Annotated in this window: 17 protein-coding genes; 9 read left to right on the forward strand and 8 right to left on the reverse strand. The window is 66.1% G+C overall.

Annotated elements, in window-relative coordinates:
- Positions 1-205: 205 nt before the first annotated feature.
- Positions 206-508 carry a winged helix-turn-helix transcriptional regulator gene (locus tag LJ737_RS12245; RefSeq protein WP_227766053.1) on the forward strand — a complete coding sequence of 101 codons (303 nt, stop codon included), beginning with the start codon at positions 206-208 and terminating at the stop codon, positions 506-508.
- A gap of 261 nt (positions 509-769) precedes the next feature.
- On the opposite strand, the gene LJ737_RS12250 is transcribed toward LJ737_RS12245, so the two are convergent.
- The 5 genes from LJ737_RS12250 to LJ737_RS12270 form a co-directional block, all read right to left on the reverse strand.
- Positions 770-3202: an alpha/beta hydrolase family protein gene (locus LJ737_RS12250; RefSeq protein ID WP_227766055.1), complete on the reverse strand. Its 2433-nt coding sequence runs from the start codon at positions 3200-3202 to the stop codon at positions 770-772.
- Between the two features lie 227 nt (positions 3203-3429).
- The gene (locus LJ737_RS12255) at positions 3430-4101 is read right to left on the reverse strand and encodes a hypothetical protein (protein ID WP_227766057.1); all 672 of its coding nucleotides are present in this window, start codon (positions 4099-4101) and stop codon (positions 3430-3432) included.
- Entirely contained in the window at positions 4101-4868 is a 768-nt protein-coding gene (locus tag LJ737_RS12260; protein ID WP_227766058.1) for an LVIVD repeat-containing protein, read from the reverse strand. Before LJ737_RS12260 ends, LJ737_RS12255 begins: the two co-directional genes overlap by 1 nt.
- A gap of 7 nt (positions 4869-4875) precedes the next feature.
- Positions 4876-5388, reverse strand: a complete 513-nt coding sequence (locus tag LJ737_RS12265) for an LVIVD repeat-containing protein (protein ID WP_227766060.1) — start codon at positions 5386-5388, stop codon at positions 4876-4878.
- A gap of 395 nt (positions 5389-5783) precedes the next feature.
- Positions 5784-7112: a serine hydrolase domain-containing protein gene (locus LJ737_RS12270; protein WP_227766062.1), complete on the reverse strand. Its 1329-nt coding sequence runs from the start codon at positions 7110-7112 to the stop codon at positions 5784-5786.
- A gap of 133 nt (positions 7113-7245) precedes the next feature.
- Here LJ737_RS12270 and LJ737_RS12275 point away from each other — a divergent pair, with 133 nt between their 5' ends.
- The 7 genes from LJ737_RS12275 to LJ737_RS12305 all read left to right on the forward strand — a co-directional run bounded on the left by LJ737_RS12275 (position 7246) and on the right by LJ737_RS12305 (position 18089).
- On the forward strand, positions 7246-7716 hold the full coding sequence (locus tag LJ737_RS12275; protein WP_317206651.1) for a MarR family winged helix-turn-helix transcriptional regulator: 471 nt from the start codon (positions 7246-7248) through the stop codon (positions 7714-7716).
- A gap of 75 nt (positions 7717-7791) precedes the next feature.
- Positions 7792-9510 (forward strand): T9SS type A sorting domain-containing protein, encoded by a 1719-nt coding sequence (locus LJ737_RS12280; protein ID WP_227766063.1) that lies wholly within the window; start codon positions 7792-7794, stop codon positions 9508-9510.
- A 247-nt stretch (positions 9511-9757) separates the two neighbouring features.
- Positions 9758-10189, forward strand: a complete 432-nt coding sequence (locus tag LJ737_RS12285) for an organic hydroperoxide resistance protein (RefSeq protein ID WP_227766065.1) — start codon at positions 9758-9760, stop codon at positions 10187-10189.
- A 107-nt stretch (positions 10190-10296) separates the two neighbouring features.
- Positions 10297-11304: an NADP-dependent oxidoreductase gene (locus tag LJ737_RS12290; protein ID WP_227766067.1), complete on the forward strand. Its 1008-nt coding sequence runs from the start codon at positions 10297-10299 to the stop codon at positions 11302-11304.
- A 372-nt stretch (positions 11305-11676) separates the two neighbouring features.
- Positions 11677-12090, forward strand: a complete 414-nt coding sequence (locus LJ737_RS12295; RefSeq protein WP_227766069.1) for a hypothetical protein — start codon at positions 11677-11679, stop codon at positions 12088-12090.
- A 130-nt stretch (positions 12091-12220) separates the two neighbouring features.
- On the forward strand, positions 12221-16717 hold the full coding sequence (locus LJ737_RS12300; protein ID WP_227766071.1) for a CusA/CzcA family heavy metal efflux RND transporter: 4497 nt from the start codon (positions 12221-12223) through the stop codon (positions 16715-16717).
- 193 nt (positions 16718-16910) lie between these two features.
- A complete protein-coding gene (locus LJ737_RS12305) occupies positions 16911-18089 on the forward strand; it encodes an efflux RND transporter periplasmic adaptor subunit (RefSeq protein WP_227766072.1) in 1179 nt (392 codons plus the stop codon).
- A 100-nt stretch (positions 18090-18189) separates the two neighbouring features.
- Here LJ737_RS12305 and LJ737_RS12310 read toward each other — a convergent pair whose 3' ends face one another.
- Positions 18190-19344 carry an acyltransferase gene (locus LJ737_RS12310; protein WP_227766074.1) on the reverse strand — a complete coding sequence of 385 codons (1155 nt, stop codon included), beginning with the start codon at positions 19342-19344 and terminating at the stop codon, positions 18190-18192.
- 144 nt (positions 19345-19488) lie between these two features.
- On the opposite strand from LJ737_RS12310, the gene LJ737_RS12315 reads away from it, so the two are divergent.
- A complete protein-coding gene (locus tag LJ737_RS12315; RefSeq protein WP_227766077.1) occupies positions 19489-20427 on the forward strand; it encodes a glutamate--tRNA ligase family protein in 939 nt (312 codons plus the stop codon).
- A gap of 34 nt (positions 20428-20461) precedes the next feature.
- On the opposite strand, the gene LJ737_RS12320 is transcribed toward LJ737_RS12315, so the two are convergent.
- Both LJ737_RS12320 and nfi read right to left on the reverse strand, forming a co-directional pair.
- Complete coding sequence (locus tag LJ737_RS12320) at positions 20462-21130, reverse strand: hypothetical protein (RefSeq protein ID WP_227766078.1); 669 nt, start codon at positions 21128-21130, stop codon at positions 20462-20464.
- Positions 21127-21816 (reverse strand): deoxyribonuclease V, encoded by a 690-nt coding sequence (gene nfi / locus LJ737_RS12325; RefSeq protein WP_227766080.1) that lies wholly within the window; start codon positions 21814-21816, stop codon positions 21127-21129. The genes LJ737_RS12320 and nfi overlap by 4 nt, the downstream gene beginning before the upstream one ends.
- Positions 21817-21871 lie beyond the last annotated feature (55 nt).

Raw genomic sequence — 21871 nt, forward strand, 5'->3', positions numbered from 1 at the left:
GTAGCTGAGCCGAATACCCAGATAATCAGCAGCGTTGGCGCCGAGTGACCTTGCAAAGGTGAATCATCGTACTATACTTTTGCAAGTAGTTACATCAATGTATATCAGTATACGTTTTGTAACTTTTGCTTGAAATCAGCGTGTTATGAAAGCAGAAAATCCAAAAAAACTTGCCGGCGGCTGCGCCTTTCGCCAAACACTTGACGTGCTGGAGGGCAAATGGAAGTTTGCCATTATCCACAGCCTGCTGCAGCACGGCACCCTGCGCTTCAAAGCCCTGGAGCGCGACGTGGAGGGCATCACCCCGCGCATGCTCATCAAGGAGCTGAAGCTGCTCGAAAACCACGGCATCCTCACGCGGCAGGCCTACGCCACCGTGCCGCCCACCGTCGAGTACACCCTCACCGACTGCGGCCGCTCCCTCGGGCCCATCATCACGGCCATCGAAGAGTGGGGCCTGCAGAACCAGGCCGTTATCAGCAGCGGGCCGGTGCAGAGTAATAATTAGCTGTCACCCTGAGCGAAGGACCTTCCTCGCATCTGGCACCGCCGTTGCTGACGAAGTGCCGGCTTTTTTCTGCTGTTGAAAGCCCAAGCGCAGCCCCGCCGCCCGGATGATAGGGAGCTGGGGCTGCGCTTGGTAGTTGGTGCGGGGTGCGAGCAAGGTTCTTCGCTCAGGCTCAGGATAACGGGCTGGGTTTGACCTGCCGCAACAAAAAAGCCCCGCATCGACTAGATGCGGGGCTTTTGCTGTAAAGGTGCAAGCCGCTTAGTTCGCCGCGGCCGTGGCCGGCGACTTCACATACTTGTCGAGCCAGGCGTTCATTTCCCAGAGCATGTGCAGCACGTTCTCGCGGGCGGCGTAGCCGTGCGACTCGTAAGGCAACACCACGTAGCGGGCGGTGGCGCCGTGGCCCTTCAGGGCGTTATAAAACCGCTCGCTCTGAATGGGGAACGTGCCTGAGTTGTTGTCCAGTTCGCCGTGAATCAGCAGAATCGGCGTCTTGATTTTGTCGGCGTAGTTAAACGGCGACATGGCGTTGTACACCTCCGGGGCCTGCCAGTAGGTGCGCTCCTCGCCCTGGAAGCCGAAGGGCGTCAGGGTGCGGTTGTAGGCGCCGCTGCGGGCAATGCCGGCCTTGAACAGGGTGGAATGCGCCAGCAGGTTGGCCGTCATGAAGGCCCCGTAGGAGTGGCCCATTACCGCCACGCGGCTGGGGTCCACCACGCCCAGGCGCTTGCCTTCGTCGATGGCGGCTTTGGCGCTGCTCACCAGCTGCTCCACGTAAGTATCGTTGGGCTGCTTGTCGCCCTCACCCACTATCGGAATGCTGGCGCCCTGCAGCACGGCGTAACCCTGCGTCACCCAGAAAATGGGCGAGCCGTAGCCCACGCGCGTGAAAGCGTAGGGCGAGCCCGACACCTGCCCGGCGTTTTTCTTATCCTTGAACTCCACCGGGTACGCTTCCATCAGCGTGGGTAGTGGGCCGTCGGTGGCCTTGTAGTTGGGCGGCAGGTAGAGGTTGGCCGTCAGCTCCACGCCGTCGGCGCGCTTGTAGCGCAGCACCTGCTTCTTGAAGGCGCCGCCAAACGCCGCGTAGGGGTTGGCAAACTTGGTAATGGGCGTGAGCTTGCCGCTCTTGTCGCGCACGTAGTAGTTCGGGTTCTGGTCGATGGCCTCGCGGCGCGTGAGCAGCCGGTGCTTGTCGGCGTCGAGGATGGCCAGGGGTACTTCGTAGAACGGAGCCTCCGAGCGCCACCACCGGGTCGCTTTCTTGGTGGCTAGGTCCAGCTCATCCACGAAGGGCCGGTCGCCCTCGGGCGAGGCGCCCTGCCCCAGGAAGTAGATGGTTTTGTTGCCGGCGTCGGTCAGGAGCACCGGTTTGCCCTGGGCATTGCGGCGGGTATAGGCCGTGCCCGGGTTGCTGTACTTGTCCTGCGACGAGCGGTCGAAGAGCACCTGCAGCGAGGGCAGCGCACCCGGCGTCACGCGCCAGGTCACTTCCTTGCGGTCGGCCCAGCGCGAGCCGTACACCAGCGCCACCGAGTTGTTGCCCCAGCTTACGCCGTCGTAGCGCAGCGGCAGGGCCGCAAATTCCTCGGGCGTGCCCATGAAAGGCGCCGTGAGGGTAAACATCTTGTCGCGGATGGGCGCCTCCGTTTTGGGGTCCCCGCCGTCCTGGGCCTCGGTCCAGAACAGGGTGGCGGGCACGTCGGCGCGCCAGCCGTGCTCCCGCTGCCCGGTGGGCACGGCATCGAAAGCCGTGGGCACTTCGTCGGCCAAGGGCAGGTCAGCCAGGGTTTTTACCGGGTCGCCGGTGGCCACGTCGTACACTTCCACCTTCAGCGGAAAGCCGCTTACCGGCAGGGTGTAAGAGAAAGGCCGGTGGCGCGTCTTCACCAGCAAATACTTGCCGTTGGGCGAGGGCACCGCGGACTGAATCAGGCCAGGCTGGCTGATGGGTTGCAGCTTGCCGTCGAGCGTCACTCTCACCATCTGGGAGGTGGCGTAAAACTCCAACAGCCGCTCGTCGGTGGGGTTGCGGAGCAGGTCTTGGTAAGTGCGGGCGCCGGTTTTGCGGCCCACGTTTTCCTGCACAGCCGGGCCGGTGGGGGCCGCCGTGGTGCTCGGGGCCGCGCCGCGGCCGGCCACCAAGGCCCGCACGATGAGCGTCTGGTTGTCGGACAGCCACTCGAAGGGCGTGCCGAACACCGCATTCAGCGAAACGCCCGCCACGCGCCGGGCCATGAAGTTGTTCAAATCCACCACCCACAGCTCGGTGCGGCCTTCGGCGCCGGCGTTGTTGGCAATGGTCAGGGCCAGCTTGCTATTGTCGGGCGACCACACCGCGTCGCTGATCAGGGTGGGCTGGGGCAGGTTGAGCACGGCCATGTCCTTGCCGTCTTCGAGGCGGCGCAGCATCAAGCCGGTGGCGTAGCTCTGCCGGCTGGGCGCGTTCAGGCGCGGGTTGATGCGCATGCCGGCCAGGCGCAGCTCGGGTTGGGCCAGTTCGGCCACCGTGGGCATGGCCTGCACTGCCAGCAGGGCCATCCACTTGCCATCCGACGAGAGGCTGATGCGCGGGGTAAGCGGCGCGTCGACGAGGTCGGCAATGGCTCTGGGGGGCGTGCGGTAGCCCACGTCCTGGGCTTGGGCCAGCGTGGTGAGGCTAAGCAGCCCCGCGAGTAGCAGTTGTTTCATGCACTAGTAGTAAGCGAAAACCAGAAAGCGGCACCACAAAGATACTACTGTTGCAAGCAGCAATGCCAGATCGTTTATTGTGATATACGGCTAATACTTTGGCTATTTACTGTTTGTTAAGCGGAATAGAATCCACTAAATAGCTTGAATTTCAGAGAAGAAGTAATAGTAGGAGGGTAGAAGCAACGGAATTTTGAATAGGACTTAAGTACTGCTTCGCTTTTTGTTTAAAACCGGACGCCTAGCTTAAATCCAACCGGGAAGTAGAGGCCCTGCGCGCCGTAATCGAGCATGGAAGTGCGGTAGCGACTAGTGGGCAGCGCCGAGCGGGAACGGGCGTGCCGCCAGCCCATACCGGCGTAGAAATCCAGCACCAGCGGGCCTAGTTCCAGCGGGCCTTGGTAGCCGGCCAGCGCGCAGGCCCCGTAGCGCGTGATGGTTTCGGTGTAAGGCAGCAGCGCCGGCACCAGCAGGGGCAGCTCGTCGGGGCGGGTGTACTCAATCCACCCGCTTTCCTGAAAGTTCAACCGGAAACGCTGCACGTGCGGCCCGGCCGCCAGGTAAAAGCCCGATTGCAGCTCCGCATTGCGCCCCGGGAAGTAGAGCCGGGGCAGCAACTCGGCGCCAAAGCCGCGCACCCGCTCGCCGGGCTGCACCTCGCGCCGAACTGTAATGCCCGTCACGGTACCGCGGTAATATTGCGCCGTCAGGCCCAGGCTGTAGCGCGGGTGCGCCCGCCAGAGCTTTTCGGCTTCGAGGTGGTAGCCGCGGGCCAGGGGCTGAAACACGTTGGCCTTCACCACCCACGACGGGGGCGTTTGGGCCACGGCTACCGGAGGCACCAGCAGCGCCGCCCACGTGCCCCAAGCACGGCAACCGGTGGCGAGGGCCGTACGCATCAGGGGCGCGGAACCACGGGAATCACGCTCAGCACGCGCAGGCTGCGGCCGCGGGCATCGTACCGGCATTGGTACAGCCCGTTTTTGCCGGTGAGCAGCAGGCCGGCCGGCGTGGTCGTCGCTTCGTAGGCGTCCGCCTGAAACGCATCTAGCTGCGTAAGGGCCGGCGGGGCGCTCAGGTCAAACACTTTCAGACCCTCGTCGCACACCATGAGGTAGGACGAGTCGATTGCCAAACCGTACGGGTGCGTCAGGGGATAGGTGCGCGCCAGCGTTGGGCGCGCCGGATCGACCAAGTCGACCACCTGCAGTTGGTTAGCTGCGGACCCGCAGGCCCGGTCTTGGCGCGTGGTCAGGTAGGCCCAGCGGCCGTGTACCACCAGCGGGTCGCAGCTGGCGGCCTGCGCGTAATAGCCCACGCGCTGCGGCTGCAGCGGCTGCGATATGTCGTAGAGATACATGCCCGCGGAGGTGCCTACGAAGAGAGAACTGCCGACGGGATAAATGGTTTCGATGGAGTAATTCAGTCCCAGGGACTGCACCGGCACGGGCAGACCGGTACTGCTCGCGTTCAGGTCAAACACGCGCAGCCACCCCCCATCGATGACGTACATGGCGTCGCCGACGGTGGCAAAGCGGGCCCGGGCGCCGGTGAGGCCGATGGCGTTGACGGTGGGGCCGTAGTCGGCGCTGGTGCAGCCGCTGAGCAGCCCCAGCGCCAGCAAGGCGAACCAACAACGGCGGCCGAAGGTGGAAACGTGCTTCATGGCCGGACTACTGTACTTTTTGCCAGCCCACCACCACGGCGTCGGGCGGCCGGTTTTCGGCCCGGTAGCCGGGCTCGATGCTCGCCGTTTCGGGCAGGGGTAGCTCCGGAAATACGTTACGCACCCGGCCGAGCACGCGGGCATTGGCCGGGTCGCTCAGGTCGACGGTCACCAAGTCCACGGCGTTATCGGCGTAGAGCACCGTTCCGTGCATGGCCACGTCGAGCGAGCCGGGCACGCGCAGAAACCCTACGTTGCGCGGGTGGGCCGGGTCGTGGTTGTCGAGGATGTGCAGGCCTTCGTACTGCTCGTTGACGAGCAGGTAGCTGCCCTGCGAATAGATTTTGCCCGGCACTTGCACGTCGCGCGGGGGCAGCAACGCCACGGCCTGCTCCAGGGTGGCGCGCGTCATGAGCAGCGGGCGGTAAACGGGCAACGACTTGGGTTCGTCCTGCTGCACGTAACAACCCGGCAGCAGCAGCAAGGCGCAGCAGGTCAGCAAAACGGAAAATGTAGACATAGGCGGAAGCGCGCCCGCGGCACTTGAGCTGATCGACTGCGGGCGTAGGCAGGAGCCGACGCGGCGCGCAAAAGTTGCAAGCTCGGTTTCGGCCGCCGCAAAAATACACCAGCCGCAGGACGCCGCGCACGGAATGAGGCCGCTAGCGGAGGAGGCGGAAAAGTAAAAAGCCCCTCCGTACCGGCGGAGGGGCTTGCTCTTGCAGCTAAATAAGTCACGAATTGACTAACGGTCGGGGCTGCTGGCGGCGACGAACGGGTAGCAGTGAATTTGGGGTAGAAAACGAGCTGGTAGCGGCTTGATGATGACAAAGTAACGGCTCCGGCGCGTCGTGGTCAATCCGTGGAGGCACGGGTTTTTGACATGGGGCTAGCACGGATAAACATAGAACAATGCTAATGCAATACGCGGCTTGAGCCAAGCATTTGGCCTTGTCCGTCAACGGCTTGCAGATAATAGCTTCCGGCGGGCAGGCCGCGCAGCGATAGGGGCTGGTACGGAGCCTGCCCCGTAGCCGAGCGCACGCAACGCCCCAGCACGTTGTACAAACGCAGCTGGACGCGGCCCCAAGCGGCGTCCAGAGGCACGGTCAGCTCGTCGGCGGCGGGCACGGGGTACGGCGCCAAGGGCGCCGGATGCGCCGGCACGGCTGCGGCGCTGGGCCGGCACTGCACAGTGGCCATCAGCCGGCGCCACAGCTCGGTGTCGAAGGACGACAGCGCCAGCTTGGGCTGCCCGGCCGACTGGCCCAGGCGCACGGCCACCAAACCCAGGCTCGGCACCACGTAGATTTTCTGGTCGTTTTTGCCCAGGGCCATGAGCATGTCGGCCGGGGCGGTGGGTACCAGCGGCCCGGGCAGCACCAGCTGCGACTGGGGCAGCATGTAGCTCGACTGCCCGTTGAGCCACCAGAGGTAGCCGTAGCTGCGGTTGAGCGGCTGCGAGGGCGTGGTCATCTGGCGGAAATAGGTCGTATCGCGCAGCACGGCGGTGCCGTTCCAGTTGCCGCGGGCCAGCACGAGCAGGCCGAAGCGGGCCGCGTCGCGCAGGCGGCTGTAGTACACGTCGTTGACCCAGGCCCCGCTCATGCCGATGACGTTGCCGATTTTCTGGTTGGTGTACTGGTTCATGCTCAGGCCCGAGGCGGCGGCCAGCAGGGGCTGCAGCTTGCGGTAGGCCCCGGTGTGGTAGGCCCAGCGGGTGCCGGCGTCGGTTTGGTAGAGCAGGCAGGCGGCCTGGGTGCTTTCGTTGTCGCAGGGCGCGGGCGGGGTGTCGTCGAGGCCGGAGGTCATGGTGAGCAGGTGGCGCACCGTGATGAGCCGCTCTTTGCCGGCCGGCGCCGAGGTCCAGCCCCGGCCGAGGAAGCGCGAAGCTGAATCCGAGAGGCTTAACAGGCCGTCCTGCCGAGCCACGCCGACCAGCGTGGCGGTGAGCGACTTGCCGGCCGAGGCCCAGTACCAGAGCGAGTCGCGGGTGAAGCTGCCGTAGTACTGCTCCACCACCAAGCGGCCGTCTTTCAAGACGATGAAGCCCTTGGTGTGCTGGCGGCCAAGGTAGTTGAGCAGGGTATCCAGCTGGGGCTGGCACCAGCCCAGGCTCTGGGGAGGGGTGCTGGCCCAGGTGGTGCCGGTCGTCGGCGGAAAGTACAGCGGCGTTTGGGCGCGGCCGGTTGACGTTAGCAGCAGGAACAGCAGCAGGGCGGCGTAGCGTAGCACAGGGTTCATAGGACGGCAATTTGCGGCTTAGAGCCGCGGCAGCCGCGCTGGTTTAGCGGCTATAGTACATTTTGAATATAAAAGGCCCGTCCGGCAGCCCAATTGGATACCAAGTGAATCAAATTGCCCGCAATTAAATTTGATGGTTACTTTCATTGTCACGCCCCTCGACATGTCCAAGCCCACGCCCAACCCGCTGCTGCAGCTGGAAAATCAGCTCTGCTTTCCCCTGTATGCTGCGTCGCGGCTGTTCACCAAGGCCTACCAGCCGCTGCTGCAGGAGCTGGAGCTGACGTATCCACAGTACTTGGTGCTGCTGCTGCTGTGGGAGCACGGCGAACTGACGGTAAAAGAACTGGGCGAGCGGCTGCTGCTCGATTCGGGCACCCTCACGCCCTTGCTGAAGCGGCTGGAGCAGCGGGCCCTGGTGAGCCGCCGCCGCGACCCGCGCGACGAGCGTTCGGTCGTTATCGGGCTACTGCCGGCCGGGCAGGCCCTACAGGAAAAGGCGCTCTGCATTCCGGCGGCCCTGCAGACGCGCCTGCAGCTGAGCCCGGAAGAGTTTGAGGCCTTGCGCGCCCAGCTGAAGCAGCTGGTGGCGCAACTGTCGTAGCGGCGCGGCCCGCCATAACCTCAGGGCTTTTGAGTAGTTTGCCGCCCGTTTTTCTACTCTGCACTAGTCAGTCTAATGGGGTTAAATTCTACTGTGTTGCGGCGCTTGGCGGTGCTGCTGGTGAGTTTGCTGGCAAGCCTGCTGGCGCCGGCCCAGACACCGGCCTGGCAACCGGTGAGCTTCCCGGTTCAACTGGCCAATAGTTCATCCAAAATAGCGGTAACGGCCACCGATGCGGCTGGTAACGTGTACGTTGCCGGTGGGTTCTACGGCACGCTGCGCTTCGGCAGCACCACGCTTGTCAACGCTGACCCCCAGTACCGGGACGACATCTTCGTGGCCAAATGGACGCCTACGGGCGGGTACGTATGGGCCCAGCAGGCCAGCGGAGCTAGCTCGGAGCTGGTATCGACCATCACGGCCTACGGCGGTAGCGTGTACGTGTCGGGGACCTTTCTCAGCCCCACGCTCACCATCGGCAGCACCGTGCTGCCCGGCGGAGGCGCTACGAGTTTCCTGGCCAAGTTTACCGATGCCGGGGCCCTGCAGTGGGCCGAATCGACGGGCGGGGCCACCTGCTCGGGCCTAGCGGTGAGCAGCGCCGGCGTGTACGTAGCCGGCTCCTTTTCCGGGCGCGTGGTCCTGGGCAGCACCATGCTGGATGCCGTCAGCGGGGCGGGGGATGCCTACGTGGCCAAGCTCACCGAATCGGGCGCTACGCACCAGTTTGTCTGGGCCGTACGCGGGGGCGGCAACTACACCGATGGCCTCGAAGACGTGGCCGTGAGCGGAAACAAAGTGTACGCGGTCGGCACCTTTAGCAGTCCTACCGTCAGCTTTGGCAGCCTCACGCTCAGCAACACCGGGGGCTTCTCCGATACCGGCGACATGTACGTGCTCAAGCTGCAGGACAACGGCAACTCGGCATCGTTTGTCTGGGCCGTGCGCGGCGGGGGCACCGGAATCGACGGTGCCAGCAACCTGGTGCTGGCCGGAACGAACGTGTACGTGACGGGGCTGTTTGAAAGCGCCACGGCCACTTTTGGAACGAGCACCCTGCAGAAGGCCCCCTCGACGGCCCCACCTGGTTACTACATCTACGATGTGTTCCTGGCCAAGCTCGTCGATGCGGGCAGCAGCGGCAGCTTTGCGTGGGCCCAGCGCCTGGGCGGCCCCGGCGACGACCGGGTAACGGGTCTGGCGGGCAGCGGTTCGCGGGTGTACGTGGCGGGCACGTTCAGAGGCACGGCCAGCTTCGGCAGCACTACGCTCACCGGTGACCCGACCTACAACGACATGTTCATGACCCAGCTGACGGACGGCGGTGCCAGCAGTTCCTTCGACTGGGTGCAGCAGGCCGGTGGCGTCGGCGACGACGTGGCCGGCAGCATCGCGCTGGCCGGCAGCTCGCTGTATCTCGGGGGCTGGACGTCGGGGGCGGCCACTTTCGGCACGTACACCATGCCCGGCCCAAGCTGCTGCTCGGCGCAGGCTTTCCTCACCGCGCTGGCCGGCGGCGTGCTGGGCACCAAAGCGGCCCGGCAGCCGGAGCTTAGTGTTTTTCCCAACCCGGTTCGCGGCAGCGTGCAGGTGCAGCTTCCCGTCGGAGCGCCGCGCACGGGGCTCCGCTACGTGCTGGTGGATGCCGCTGGGCGCACCTTGCTGAGCCGTTCTTGGCCGGGCACTGCCGACCGGGCCACGGTGGCGCTGGGGCTACTACCAAAGGGTTTGTATCTGCTGCGTATGGAAGGGCCCGGCGGCTACTTTGCTTCCCGGCGCCTCGTGGCGGAATAGCGGCAGCTGCCAAGCCCGCGTCGGCGCGCCTGTTCGGCACAAGCTGCTGGATGGGCGCGTTGCGCTATTTAGCTGGTTATAAACTGATTATCAAAGATGATTGAATTGCGTTAATTGATTGTGCAAAATTATATTTTGTGAAATATAAAATTCATTACCTTTGCCCAGCAGTAATTCAACGTTCGGGCAGCTCCGGAATATGAGCAAGCTTGAACGCTGCCAACACAACCGCTAAAACGCAACACCCATGAAAATCGAGAAAGTGTACACGGCGCAAGCCCACGTGAAAGGCGGCCGCAACGGCCAGGTGACCAGCAACGACAACGCGCTGGAACTGGAGCTTAGCACGCCCAAGGCCATGGGCGGCATGGGCAAAGAAGGCGCCACCAACCCCGAGCAGTTGTTTGCCGCCGGGTACGCCGCCTGCTTCGAGGGCGCGCTGGGCGTGGCCGCCCGCCAGGCCAAAGTGAGCCTGAAGGACGTGACCATCGAAAGCTTCGTGCACTTCGGCAAGGCCGAGGACGGCGGCTTCGGCATCGCGGCCGACCTGCACGTGAACCTGCCCGGCATCGAGCAAGCCCAGGCCGAAGACCTCGTGGCCGCTGCCCACCAGATTTGCCCTTACTCGCGCGCTACCCGCGGCAACATCGAGGTGAACCTGCACACCACAACCAACTAAGCCCAACCCGGGCTCCACGTTTGGAGTTTAGCAAGGGCGACGACCGGCACTGGCGGGTCGTCGCCCTTGTCATTTTTTACGCCTTGGCCTTTTACCCACGCACTGCCATGACCAACCGCACCATTCTGCTCGACCACCGGCCCAAAGGCGAACCGACGGCCGAGGTATTCCGCTTCGAAACCGCCGACGCCCCTCGGCCCCAGGCGGGCCAAGTGCTGCTCAAGACGCTGTACGTGTCCGTCGACCCCTACATGCGGGGGCGCATGAACGCGGGCAAGTCGTACGTGGCGCCGTTTGAGGTGGGCCAGCCCATCAGCGGGGGCGTGGTAGCGCAGGTGGTGGAAAGCCAGCTGGACAAGCTGCCGGCGGGCACCATCGTGGTGGGCAACCTGGCTTGGAGCGAGTACCAGGTTTCGGACGGCAAAGGCTTGCAGCCGGTGCCCCGGGACGCGGCCCCGCTGAGCTACTACCTCGGCCTGCTGGGCATGACGGGCCTGACGGCCTATTTCGGTCTGCTGGACATCTGCCAGCCCCAGCCCGGCGAAACCGTGGTGGTGTCGGGGGCGGCCGGAGCGGTAGGCACGGTGGTGGGCCAGCTGGCCAAGATTCAGGGCGCCCGCGTGGTGGGCACCGCCGGCTCGGCCGAGAAAATTGCCTACCTGAAAGACGAACTGGGCTTCGACGAGGCCATCAACTACAAAACCGCCGACGTGGCCGCCGCCCTGGCCCAGGCCTGCCCCGACGGCGTCGACTGCTACTTCGACAACGTGGGCGGGGCCGTGACCGATGCCGTGTACGGCCTGCTCAACAAGCACGCCCGCATTGCCCTCTGCGGGCAGATTTCGACCTACAACGCCCAGGAAGTGCCCGTGGGCCCGCGCCCCGAAACCAAGTTATTGCAGAGCAGCGCCTTGCTCAAGGGCTTCATCGTGGGCGACTATTACCCGCGCTGGCCCGAGGGCGTGCGGGCCCTGACCGCGTGGTACCAGCAGGGCAAGCTCAAGTTCGAGGAAACGGTGACCGAAGGCTTCGAGCAGATTCCGCAGGCCTTTCTGGGCCTGTTCCGGGGCGAGAATACCGGCAAGGCGGTGGTGAAAGTGGCCGACCCAAAGTAGCCGCGGTCGGGAAGGCTAGAACGTTCTGCCCGCCGGAAATCTGCTGGCTGAAATACCTATGCTGATCCATTAGCCAGTTCGTTGGTCGCTTATGGCCGTCATGTCGAGCGCAGTCGAGACATCTCGCCAGATAGTAATCTGCTCGTTGCGTTTACTACCCAGAGTCAGCACGCTAGATGTTTCGGCAAGCTCGACCTGACGAGCTGTTGGGCTCGTTTATGCAGAGCAGGCAAGCTGCTACGCGGACTCTGGATCAGCTAAGCTAGCCTCCATCCAAACGGGGCGGTTTACTCTTAAGAACTGCTTAAAAAACCGCCGCGGCCGGCACGGAGCCGGCCGCACCTTGTTTCCTGCCGTATCTTTGCGTCTAGGATGATGAAGCAACTGGTCATAGCTGTGCTGAGCCTGCACCTGTTTGTGGCGGGCCTGATGCCCGCCGGCAACGTGCTGGAGCTGGCCAAGCTGCCCGTGCTCATCAGCCACTACCAGCAGCAGCACGCCACCAACTCGGTGTGGCGTTTCTTGTACGACCACTACGCCGGCCGCCACAACCAGGAGCACCAGCGCGACCATGCGCAGCTGCCCCTGCACTGCTGCCTGCACCAAGCCGTGGCGCTGGCCCTGCCGCCCACGCTGCGCCTGCTGACGGTGCCCCCGCTGCCGCTCGAGTTTCCGGTGGATCAGCAGTACCGCGGCGAGTACGTGGCCTCGGCCCCGCGCGGCATTTCGCGCCCGTTGTTCCAACCTCCGCGCCCCGTGGCTGCCTTCGCGGCAAGCCGGGCGTAGGCTAGCGGCCCGGCTTGGGCGGCGTCGGCGCGTTTCTGCAGGCAGAAGCGCAGCGCGGCCCGCTGCAATTCGGTTGGCCCTTTCTGATGGCCGTGCTGCGCCCCATGGGGCGTAGGCGGCGTGCGGATTCATGTTCAACAAGCTGATACTGCTCAGCCTCCGGCACAAGCTGGGGGTGGGCATCGGGGTAGCGGCCCTGCTCGTGTGGGGGCTCTACGCCCTGCGGCACCTGCCCATCGACGCGGTGCCCGACATCACCAACAACCAAGTCATCGTCTTCACCGTGTCGCCCTCCCTGAGCGCGGCCGACGTGGAGCGGCTCGTCACCTTCCCGGTGGAGCAGAGCATGGCCACCATTCCGGGCCGCGAGGAAGTGCGCTCCTTTTCGCGCGCCGGCCTCTCGGTGGTCACCATCGTGTTCGGCGACGAGGTAGACAACTACTGGGCCCGGCAGCAAGTGGCCGAGCGCATCCGCGCCGCCGAGGCGCAGATTCCGCCCGGCCTGGGCCAGCCCGAAATCGGCCCGGCCACGACCGGCCTGGGCGAAATCTACCAGTACGCCCTCCGCATCAAGCCCGGCTTCGAGAAGAAATACTCGCTGGCCGAGCTGCGGACGCTGCAGGACTGGGTGATTCGGCGGCAGCTGCTGGGCACTACCGGCGTGGCCGACGTGTCGTCGTTTGGCGGCTACCTGCGCCAGTACGAAGTGGCCATAGCTCCGGACCGCCTGCGCAGCTTCGGGCTGACCATCGAAGACCTGCAAACGGCGCTGAGCCGCAACAACGGCAACGCCGGCGGCGGCTACCTGGTGCGCGGCCCGCAGGCCTGGTTTATCCGCACCGAAGGCTTGTCGCAATCCGAGGCCGACATCGGGCGGGCGGTGGTGCGGCCGGCGGCGCCCGGGCGCGGGCCGGTGCTGGTGCGCGATGTGGCCGAGGTGCGCCCCGGCGCCGCGCCGCGCTTCGGGGCGCTCATCCGCAACCACACCGGCGAAACGGTAGGCGGCTTGGTGCTGATGCTGCGCGGGGCCAACTCCTCGGAAGTCGTGAAGGCGGTGAAGGAGAAGATGGCTGCTATCGAAAAGACGCTGCCGCCCGGGCTGGAAATCAAGCCCTTCATCGACCGTACCAAGCTGGTGGACCAGGCCATCCATACCGTGGAGAAAAACCTGGCGGAGGGTGCGCTCATCGTGATTTTTGTGCTGGTGCTGTTTCTGGGCAACCTGCGCGCCGGCCTGCTGGTGGCCTCGGTTATTCCATTGGCCATGCTCTTTGCCATTGGCATGATGCAGATGTTTGGCGTGTCGGGCAACCTGATGAGTTTGGGTGCCATCGACTTCGGCCTCATCGTCGACGGGGCGGTTATCATCGTGGAAGCCACCATGCACCGGCTGGCCTCGCGCTTCGGCCACGCCCACGGCGACGGGGAAATTCCGTTGCTCGACCAGGACCTCACGCCCGAGGAAATGGACGAGGAAGTGTACGACGCGGCCTCGCGCATTCAGCAGTCGGCCTCGTTCGGGCAGTTCATCATCCTGATGGTGTATTTGCCGATTCTGGCGCTGGTGGGCATCGAGGGCAAGATGTTCCGGCCCATGTCCCAGACGGTGGCCTTCGCCATCATGGGCGCCTTCATTCTCTCCTTGACCTACGTGCCGGTGATGTCGGCGCTGGTGTTGCGCAAGGGCGTGCGCGGCGGCGGCTGGTCCGACCGCGTGCTGGCCATGCTGGCGGCCCGCTACCGCCGCCTGGTTACGCGCGTACTGGCCATGCCTCGGCTGGTCGTGGCCTCCGCCGTGCTGCTGCTCGTGGGCGCGGCCTTGCTGCTGGGTACGCTCGGCGGCGAGTTTATTCCGACCCTGGAAGAGGGCGACTTCGCCGTCGAAACCCGCGTGCTGCCCGGCTCCTCGCTCGACCACACCGCCAAGCAGGCGCAGCTGGCCTCGGACATTCTCAAGGAGAAGTTTCCAGAAGTCAAGGAAGTCGTGGCCAAGGTCGGTTCCTCGGAAATTCCCGTCGACCCCATGCCGCTGGAAGCCTGCGACCTGATTATCGTGCTCAAGGACCGCAAGGAGTGGACTACGGCCCACAACCGCGAGGACCTCGCCGCCAAAATGGTAAAAGCGCTGAGCGTGCTGCCGGGCGTGACGTACAGCTTCCAGCAGCCCATTCAGATGCGCTTCAACGAGCTGATTTCGGGGGCGCGGCAGGATGTGGTCATCAAGATTTACGGCGAAGACCTCGACCAGCTGGCCGGTTACGCCCGCCGCGTGGGCGCGGTGGTGCGGCAGGTGCCCGGCGCCGCCGACCTCTACGTGGAGCAGGCCACCGGCCTCTCCCAAATCGTGGTGGCGCCCGACCGGGAGCGGCTGGCCCAGTTCGGCCTGAGCGTGCAGGACCTGAACCACAGCATCGAAGCCGCCTTTGCCGGGGCCGGCGCGGGGCAGGTGTTCGAGGGCGACCGGCGCTTCGACCTGGTGGTGCGCCTCGCCGACGAGTACCGCCACGACATCAGCCAAGTGCGCGCCCTGAACGTGCCCTTGCCCGGTGGTGGGCAGGTGCCGCTGGAGCAGGTGGCGCGGGTGGATTACCAAGTCGGCCCCAGCCAGATTCAGCGCGACAACGCCCAGCGCCGCATCACCGTGGGCTTTAACGTGCGCGGCCGCGACGTGGAAAGCGTGGTGCAGGACGTGCAGGCAGCCGTGCAGCGGCAAGTGCACTTCGCGCCCGGCTACGTCACCACCTACGGCGGGCAGTTTGAGAACCTGCGCCAGGCCAACGCCCGCCTCGCGGTGGCCGTGCCAGCGGCCCTGCTGATGATTTTCGGGCTGCTCTACCTCACCTTCGGCTCCCTGCGGCAGGCCTTGCTCATTTTCACCGCCATTCCGCTGGCGGCGGTGGGCGGGGTGCTGGCCTTGTGGCTGCGCGACTTGCCCTTTAGCATTTCGGCCGGCGTGGGCTTCATTGCCCTCTTCGGCGTGGCCGTGCTCAACGGCATCGTGCTGCTGAGCTCCTTCAACCACCTGCGCGACTTCGGCATCCGCGACGTGCGCGAGAGGGTGCTGCGCGGCACCGAGGAGCGCCTGCGCCCGGTGCTGATGACGGCCACGGTGGCTTCGCTGGGCTTTCTGCCGATGGCCCTGGCCGGCACCGCTGGCGCCGAGGTGCAGCGCCCCTTGGCCACGGTGGTCATCGGCGGGCTGGTGTCGGCCACGCTGCTGACCTTGCTGGTGCTGCCGGTGCTCTATTACCTGAGCGAATCGGAGGGCGGCTTCTGGCGCAACCTGCTCGGCCGCCGGCCCAAAGCGGTACCGGTGGCGGCGGTAGGCGCGGGCTTGCTGCTCCTGCTGACGGCAACCGCCCAGGCCCAAACCCCGTCGCCCGACCCGGCCACCACGCCGCTGACGCCGGCTGGCCCCATCACCGCCGCTGGTGCCGTGCAAACGGCCCTAGGCCGCAGCGGGGAGGTGCGGGCGGCTACCTACCAGCTTTCGGCCCGCTCGGCGGTGCGCGGGGCGGTGTGGGAGCTGCCGCGCACCACGGTGCAGGCCGGCTTCGGGCAGTTCAACTCGCCCTACCTCGACAACCAGTTTTCCCTCTCGCAGCCGCTGCCGGCGCTGGGCCGCATCCGGGCCCTCACCGGGCTGGCCGAGGCCCAAGTAGCGCTGGCCCAATCGGAGCTGGACTTGCGCCGGGCTGAGCTGCGCCGGCAGGTGCGCTTAACGTATCAGCAGGCCGTGTACGCGCGGCACCGGCTGCTGCTGCTGCGCGCCCAGGACAGCCTCAGCCGCGAGTTCCGCCGCGCGGCCGACCTGCGCTTCCGTACCGGCGAGGCGGCCCGCATCGAGCCGGCCACGGCGCTGGTGCAGCAGGGCGAAACCCGGGTGGCCCAGCAGCGCACCCGCGCCGACTACGTGGCTGCCCGCCGCCAACTGCAGGCCTTGCTGCAATTGCCCACTCCGCCCGCGCCGGCCGATTCGCTGCTGCAGCCGCTGCCGGTGCCCGCCGAGCTGGCCGCCATCCTCGCGGACACTCTGCTAACCACAGCCGCCGATACCAGCTCCGCCCCGCCCGACCCCGCGGCCCGGGTGCTGGCCCGACAGGCCGCCGAACGGCAGGCCGCAGCTCTGGTAGAGCTGCGCAGCCGCCGCCCCGAGCTGGGCCTGACTTACCTCAACCAGTCCCTGCGCGGCAACATTCAGTACAAGGGCACGGAGCGCTTCTACGGTCCCGGTGACCGGTTTCAGGCCGCCCAGCTTAGCCTGAGCGTGCCGCTGCTCACGCGCCCCTACAAGGCCCGCGAGGAAGCCGCCCGCCTGCAGACCTTGGCCGCCGAAGCCGCCTACCGTCGTCGCGTGGCCGAAGTAGCCGCCTCGCAGGCTGCGCTGCTGAACCGCCTGCGTGAGCAGCAGGCGCGCATGCAGTTCTACCAGCAAACCGGCCTGCCCCAGGCCGCACTCATTCTGCGCCTGGCCAGCAAGGGCTGGCGCAGCGGCGAAATGCCCTTCGCCGAGTACCTGCTGCACGCCGAGCGGGCCCAGCGCCTGCGCACCGACTACCTCGACGCCGTGCTGGCCTACAACCAAACGGTGCTGGAAGTGGAATACCTGCTCGGCCGCACCGACTGACTATAGCCCGGGCGTAGTTACGCTGCCCCGTGGTTGAGCCCGCGTCCGGCCGAACGATTGTCGACGACCGACGGCGGTTCGGGCTATTTGATATTCCATCTGACCGACGCGGGCTAAGCTGCAAGTCGACGCAGCGAAGCCCGCGCTACACCGCGCCGACGCCCCGCCACCGGCGCGCAACTTCGACCTTCCCATGTTTCGCATACCCTTTCTTTCTGCCGCTTACCTGCTGCCCTTGGCCCTGCTGACGGCCCTGGGCGGCTGCCAGTCTTCCGCCAACGAAAAGCCTGCCCCTGAATCGGCCGAGGCGCCGGCTGCGCCTTCCGATGAAGTGCATCTTAACGCCGACGAGCTGCGCGTGGCCGGCGTGCGCACCGGCCGGGTGAGCTACCAAGCCGCGGCCGGCGCGCTGCGCGTAAACGGCTCGTTGGAGGCGCCGCCGCAAAGCCTAGTGGTGCTCAGCGCCCCGCTCGGCGGCTACATTGAGCGGTTGCCCTTGCTGCCGGGCGCGCACGTGCGCCGCGGCGAGGCCGTGGCCGTAGTGCGCAACCCCGAGTTCATTCAGGTGCAGCAGGATTACCGGCAGGTGCTCAGCCAGCTCGACTACGCCCGCGCCGAGCTGGACCGCCAGCGCGAGCTGGTGCGCGAGGAAGTAGCCCCGGCCAAGAACCTGCAGCGCGCCCAGGCCGAGTTTCGCAGCCTGCAGGCCCAGCGCGACGCCCTGGCCGCCCGCCTGCGCCTGGCCGGCCTGCCGGTGCAAGCCAGCGGCCCGATGAGCAGTACCGCCGAGCTGCGGGCGCCCATCAGCGGCTTTGTGCGGCACGTGCGGGCCACCACCGGCCAAACGGTAACGTCCACCGAGCCCGTAGCCGAGCTGGTCGACCCCACGCACCTGCACGTGGAGCTGACCGTGTTCGAAAAGGACGCCCCGCGCCTGGCAGTGGGTCAGCGCATCCGCTTCACCCTGGCCTCCGATTCGGCCGGCAAAGAGCACCTGGGCCGCATCACGCTGGTCAGTCGGGCCGTGGACCCCGAGGCGCGCACCGTGAGCGTGCACGCACACCCCGACGAGGAAGACAACCCCGCGCTGCTGCCCGGTATGTTTGTGCGGGCCACGGTGGAAACGGCCGCGGCGCAGGCCCAGGCGCCCACACTGCCCGAGGCCGCGGTGGTCGACTACGAGGGCAAGAGCTACATCTTCGTGCAGCGGGCCGCCGGCCGCTTCCGCATGGTGGAGGTGCGCCGCGCCGGCGCCGTGGAAAACGGTACGGTGCCGCTGGTGCTGCCGGCCAGCGTCACGGCCGAAACCACGGTGGCTACCACCGGGGCCTACAGCCTGCTGGGCAAGCTGAAAAATACCCTCGACGAGTAAAGCAGGTGCCCGGGGCAACGCCGGACTGTGAACCGCGCCGCGGGTTGCGGCTTGTAGTCCGACTTTGCCCCGGGCTATGGGCAATGGCGGCGCGGGCCCGCTAGCCCAATACCCATTTGGCTAGCCGGGGGTAGACGCGGTAGCTCAGGGCCACCAGCGCCCAGGCCGCCAGAAAAACCAGCCCCGCCGTAACTGGAATGCGGATTGCGACGGGCACGCGCAGCGCGTCGACCACCGAGTAGCCGATGCCTACCAGCAGGTAATGCGTCAGGTAAATGCCCAGACCGCATTTGGTGATGTTGGCCAAAGCGCGTGTAACCGCGGGCGAGGAGAGTCTGATTTGCTGGGCACTGATAAACACGGCCAAGGTCATCAGGGCCACGTTGGGTGAGCAGTAGAGGAAAAACAGCTCCAACTGCTCCTCCGAGATGCCCAGGCGAGCCGTCATGTGGCGAAACCCCAGGTAGGTAAGGGCGTAGCCAATGCCAAAGAGCACAACCGACAGCAGTACGCTACGCAGCAGGTTTAACCGATTGTGACGCCGTAAATAATGGCCCAGCAGCAAGTAGCCATTGAAACCGGCGAAGTAGTAGAACACGCCGAAGCTGTTCCAGGCGCACACCCCCAAAAGGTACCGGGAGGCAAATTCGTAGGCGTAGGGCAGAAAAAGCGTGATACCCCAGACCGCCAGAAACAGCTGCTGCTGCCGGGCCGTGGCCTGCGCTACCCAAGCCGAAAACACGGGCATGTACAAGTACAGGCCAATCAGCATGTACATGTACCACATGGGCACGGTGTAAGTGCTGAACTGAAAGGGAATCAGCAGGATGTGGTGCCAGCTGTCGGCCCAGGCCTGGGAAGGGTGCGGGCCGGCGTACGCGAACAGGCGGCTGACCACCTCGGGGCCCAGGCCTAGCACGCCCGTCAACCAGGGAACCAGGTTGTAGAAAACGGACCAAACCAGAAAGGGCACCACAATGCGCAGCAGCCGCTTTCGGTAAAATGCGCTCATCGACTCCCGGATGGGTAGCAGAAACATGCCCGTCAGCATCACGAACAGCGGCACGCAGGGGCGCAGAAACGAACCGTAGATGCTGCCCCAAAAATTGAATTCCGGATTGGCGCGGGCTTCCGGCGACACGTTGAACGGGTCGGCGCAGTGCACGGCAATAACCATGAGAATGGCGGCGAGGCGCACGACATCGGCCCAGGCCAGTCGAGGCGGAACCAGCGGGTGGTTAGGTGTGGGTTGCATAAGTTGTACCGGGGTATTCCCTGGTTTTGGTGGGGCGCCTTGCGGCCAAGGCGTGCTCGAAGCCGGCAATGATACCCGTTTTCGGTAAGCGGCCCGGGCACCAGCGGCGCGGTACCCTGCGCCAACCCCCTTTATGTTTGAGCCATGAATCCGCCTTCGTCCCTCGCTGAGCTTGCCAAAACGCCCGCGCCATTGGTGGGCCGGCTGGCGCCCACGCCCAGCGGCTACCTGCACCTGGGCAACGCCGTCAACTTCGTGCTGACCTGGCTGCTGGTGCGCCGCAGCGCAGGCCAGCTGCACCTGCGCATCGACGACCTGGACCGCAACCGCCTGCGCCGCCCGTACTTGGACAGCATCTTCCGCACCGTCGAGTGGCTGGGCCTCGACTACGACCACGGCCCCAGCGGCCCCGACGACTTCCTGCGCCACCACTCCCAGTTGCTGCACCTGCCCGCCTACAACTACCTGCTGCGCCGCCTGCGCCTGCGGCCCGGCCTGCTGCACGCCAGCACCCGCAGCCGCACGCAGGAAACGGAAGTGCCCGTGCCGCTCGAGCAGCCCGGCGCGGCCTGGCGCGCTGCAGTGCCGGCCGGCACGGCGGTGCGCTTCGCGGATGCCTGGCAAGGCCCCGTGGAAATAGCCCTGGACCGCGCCATGCCCGATTTCGTGCTGCGCAAAAAGGACGCGGTGGTGGCTTATCAGCTGGCCAGCATTGCCGATGACCTGCGCCTGGGCACCACGCTCATCGTGCGCGGCCTGGACCTGCTGCCGAGCACAGCGGCCCAGCTCTGGCTGGCCGATCAGCTGCCCGAAACGGCTGCTTTCAACGCCCTGCGCATCCAGTTTCTGCACCACCCGCTGCTGCCCGGCCCCGACGGCCGCAAGCTCAGCAAGTCGCAGCAACAGCCGCTGGACCGGGGCGTGCTCGGAGCCGCGGCGGGCCCATCGGTGGTGTATGCCGCGGTGGCCGAGCTGCTGCAGCTGCCGCCCGCCGCGGCCGAGTCGCTGGCTGCGCTGCAAGCGGCTTTCGAGCACGCCGTGGCGGTGGCCGGTAGCCCAACGGTTGGCGGCCGCGCCGGCTGATGCACTGGAGCTGCGCCCGGGCTGGGGTGGCTGCTTAGGCGCTGCAGGGCACGCGCAAATCCAGCAGCACCAGCCGCCACCGACCATCCAATCGGGCCCAGTAGAAGCGGTAGCCGGAATCGGTCTGGAGCACGGCGTAGCGGCTGGTGGCCACGGCGGCTCGGCCTTGGGCCGCCGTGCCGCCGCGCAAGGTGGCGTGGTCCCAGATGCTGCCCAGCGCAGCGCCCTTGGCCGGACCGAGCAGGCAGCCGGTGCGCGCAAAGCCCGCTTCGTTGCCGGGCCTTCCGTCGCAGGTGGCCGTCGGCAGCGTGTCGACGGCGGTGGGGCGCAGGCAGGGCATCAGCTCGGCGGCCAGGGTGAAAAACGAGGGCTGCGGCTGACTGCGACGCAGCCGGCGCACGTCCGCCACGCGGGTGAGCAGGGGCAGGGCGCCGGGCTGCTCCAGCACCCACAAGCCGTGCGCGGGGCTGATGAACCCGTTGACGGCGGCCGTATCGGCGCGGCGCACGGCATCGGCCCAGTGCAGAAAGGCGCCGGCCGCGCTGGTATCGGCCTGGAGGGCCGGGGCGGCGGGCAGCGGCTTTTCCTTGATGACTTCGCCCGGCGCGTCCAGCTCCGCCGGCGACTTGGCCGCCGACTCGTCGCGGGCGTGGCAGGCGCCCAGCAGCAACCCGAGCAGCCCGGCTGCGGCGCAGGGCTTCATCGGATTTCCTTCTTAAACTCCTCGGCCCAGTAGTCGGCCAAGCGGGTGGGCTCGGGCAGCTTGTAGCCGCGGGTGCAGTGCCAGGCCAGGGCCGTGGCCGTGTCCTGGTCGATGCGGTGGCCGGGGCTCACAAACACCGGCTTCACCCGTTCCTTGGTGCGCAGCACTTCGCCGATCAGCTCCCCGGTTTTCTTGTCGGTGAGCGGGGCAGTGCTGCCGGGCGCGGCGTCGGGCTCGGGGTGCTGGCCGGTGAGCACCTGCTTGGCCACGCCGAAGCTGGGCTTGTCGAGCAGAATGCCGATGTGGGCCGCAATGCCCATGCGCCGCGGGTGGGCGTAGCCGTGGCCGTCCACCATCAGCACGTCGGGCTGGTGCTGCAGCTTGGCGAAGGCGTGCACGAGGTTGGGCGCCTCGCGGAAGGAGAGGAAGCCGGGCACGTAGGGCATATCGACGGGACCGTGGTTGTACACCTTTTCCACCAGCTGCAGCTCCGGAAAGGTGAGCACCACGATAACCGACAAAATGGTGTCTTCGGTCGGAAACGAGGAATCCAGCCCGGCAATGAGCTTAGGCGGGTGCGGCAGCGGCTCTAGGCGCTGGCGCTGGCGCATGTCGTGCTGCTGCTGGGTGAGCGTGCGCACGAGCTCGGGGTCGGCGGGCGGGTGGTAAGGGCGGTAGTAGGCCATCGGGGAATGTCGGGCGGGTGTCCGCGGCTATACGCAGGGGCAGGAGGCATGGCTG

It is taken from the genome of Hymenobacter sp. 15J16-1T3B, assembly GCF_020711235.1.
Taxonomy (GTDB): Bacteria; Bacteroidota; Bacteroidia; order Cytophagales; family Hymenobacteraceae; genus Solirubrum.

What these genes read in the sequence shown, in the direction of transcription:
- LJ737_RS12270 (WP_227766062.1), bottom strand. Translation starts at nt 7,112, where the DNA reads ATGAACCCTGTGCTACGCTACGCCGCCCTGCTGCTGTTCCTGCTGCTA.
- LJ737_RS12300 (WP_227766071.1), top strand. Translation starts at nt 12,221, where the DNA reads ATGTTCAACAAGCTGATACTGCTCAGCCTCCGGCACAAGCTGGGGGTG.
- LJ737_RS12295 (WP_227766069.1), top strand. Translation starts at nt 11,677, where the DNA reads ATGATGAAGCAACTGGTCATAGCTGTGCTGAGCCTGCACCTGTTTGTG.
- LJ737_RS12290 (WP_227766067.1), top strand. Translation starts at nt 10,297, where the DNA reads ATGACCAACCGCACCATTCTGCTCGACCACCGGCCCAAAGGCGAACCG.
- LJ737_RS12285 (WP_227766065.1), top strand. Translation starts at nt 9,758, where the DNA reads ATGAAAATCGAGAAAGTGTACACGGCGCAAGCCCACGTGAAAGGCGGC.
- LJ737_RS12260 (WP_227766058.1), bottom strand. Translation starts at nt 4,868, where the DNA reads ATGAAGCACGTTTCCACCTTCGGCCGCCGTTGTTGGTTCGCCTTGCTG.
- nfi (WP_227766080.1), bottom strand. Translation starts at nt 21,816, where the DNA reads ATGGCCTACTACCGCCCTTACCACCCGCCCGCCGACCCCGAGCTCGTG.
- LJ737_RS12275 (WP_317206651.1), top strand. Translation starts at nt 7,246, where the DNA reads ATGGTTACTTTCATTGTCACGCCCCTCGACATGTCCAAGCCCACGCCC.
- LJ737_RS12315 (WP_227766077.1), top strand. Translation starts at nt 19,489, where the DNA reads ATGAATCCGCCTTCGTCCCTCGCTGAGCTTGCCAAAACGCCCGCGCCA.
- LJ737_RS12280 (WP_227766063.1), top strand. Translation starts at nt 7,792, where the DNA reads ATGGGGTTAAATTCTACTGTGTTGCGGCGCTTGGCGGTGCTGCTGGTG.
- LJ737_RS12310 (WP_227766074.1), bottom strand. Translation starts at nt 19,344, where the DNA reads ATGCAACCCACACCTAACCACCCGCTGGTTCCGCCTCGACTGGCCTGG.
- LJ737_RS12265 (WP_227766060.1), bottom strand. Translation starts at nt 5,388, where the DNA reads ATGTCTACATTTTCCGTTTTGCTGACCTGCTGCGCCTTGCTGCTGCTG.
- LJ737_RS12250 (WP_227766055.1), bottom strand. Translation starts at nt 3,202, where the DNA reads ATGAAACAACTGCTACTCGCGGGGCTGCTTAGCCTCACCACGCTGGCC.
- LJ737_RS12320 (WP_227766078.1), bottom strand. Translation starts at nt 21,130, where the DNA reads ATGAAGCCCTGCGCCGCAGCCGGGCTGCTCGGGTTGCTGCTGGGCGCC.
- LJ737_RS12305 (WP_227766072.1), top strand. Translation starts at nt 16,911, where the DNA reads ATGTTTCGCATACCCTTTCTTTCTGCCGCTTACCTGCTGCCCTTGGCC.
- LJ737_RS12255 (WP_227766057.1), bottom strand. Translation starts at nt 4,101, where the DNA reads ATGCGTACGGCCCTCGCCACCGGTTGCCGTGCTTGGGGCACGTGGGCG.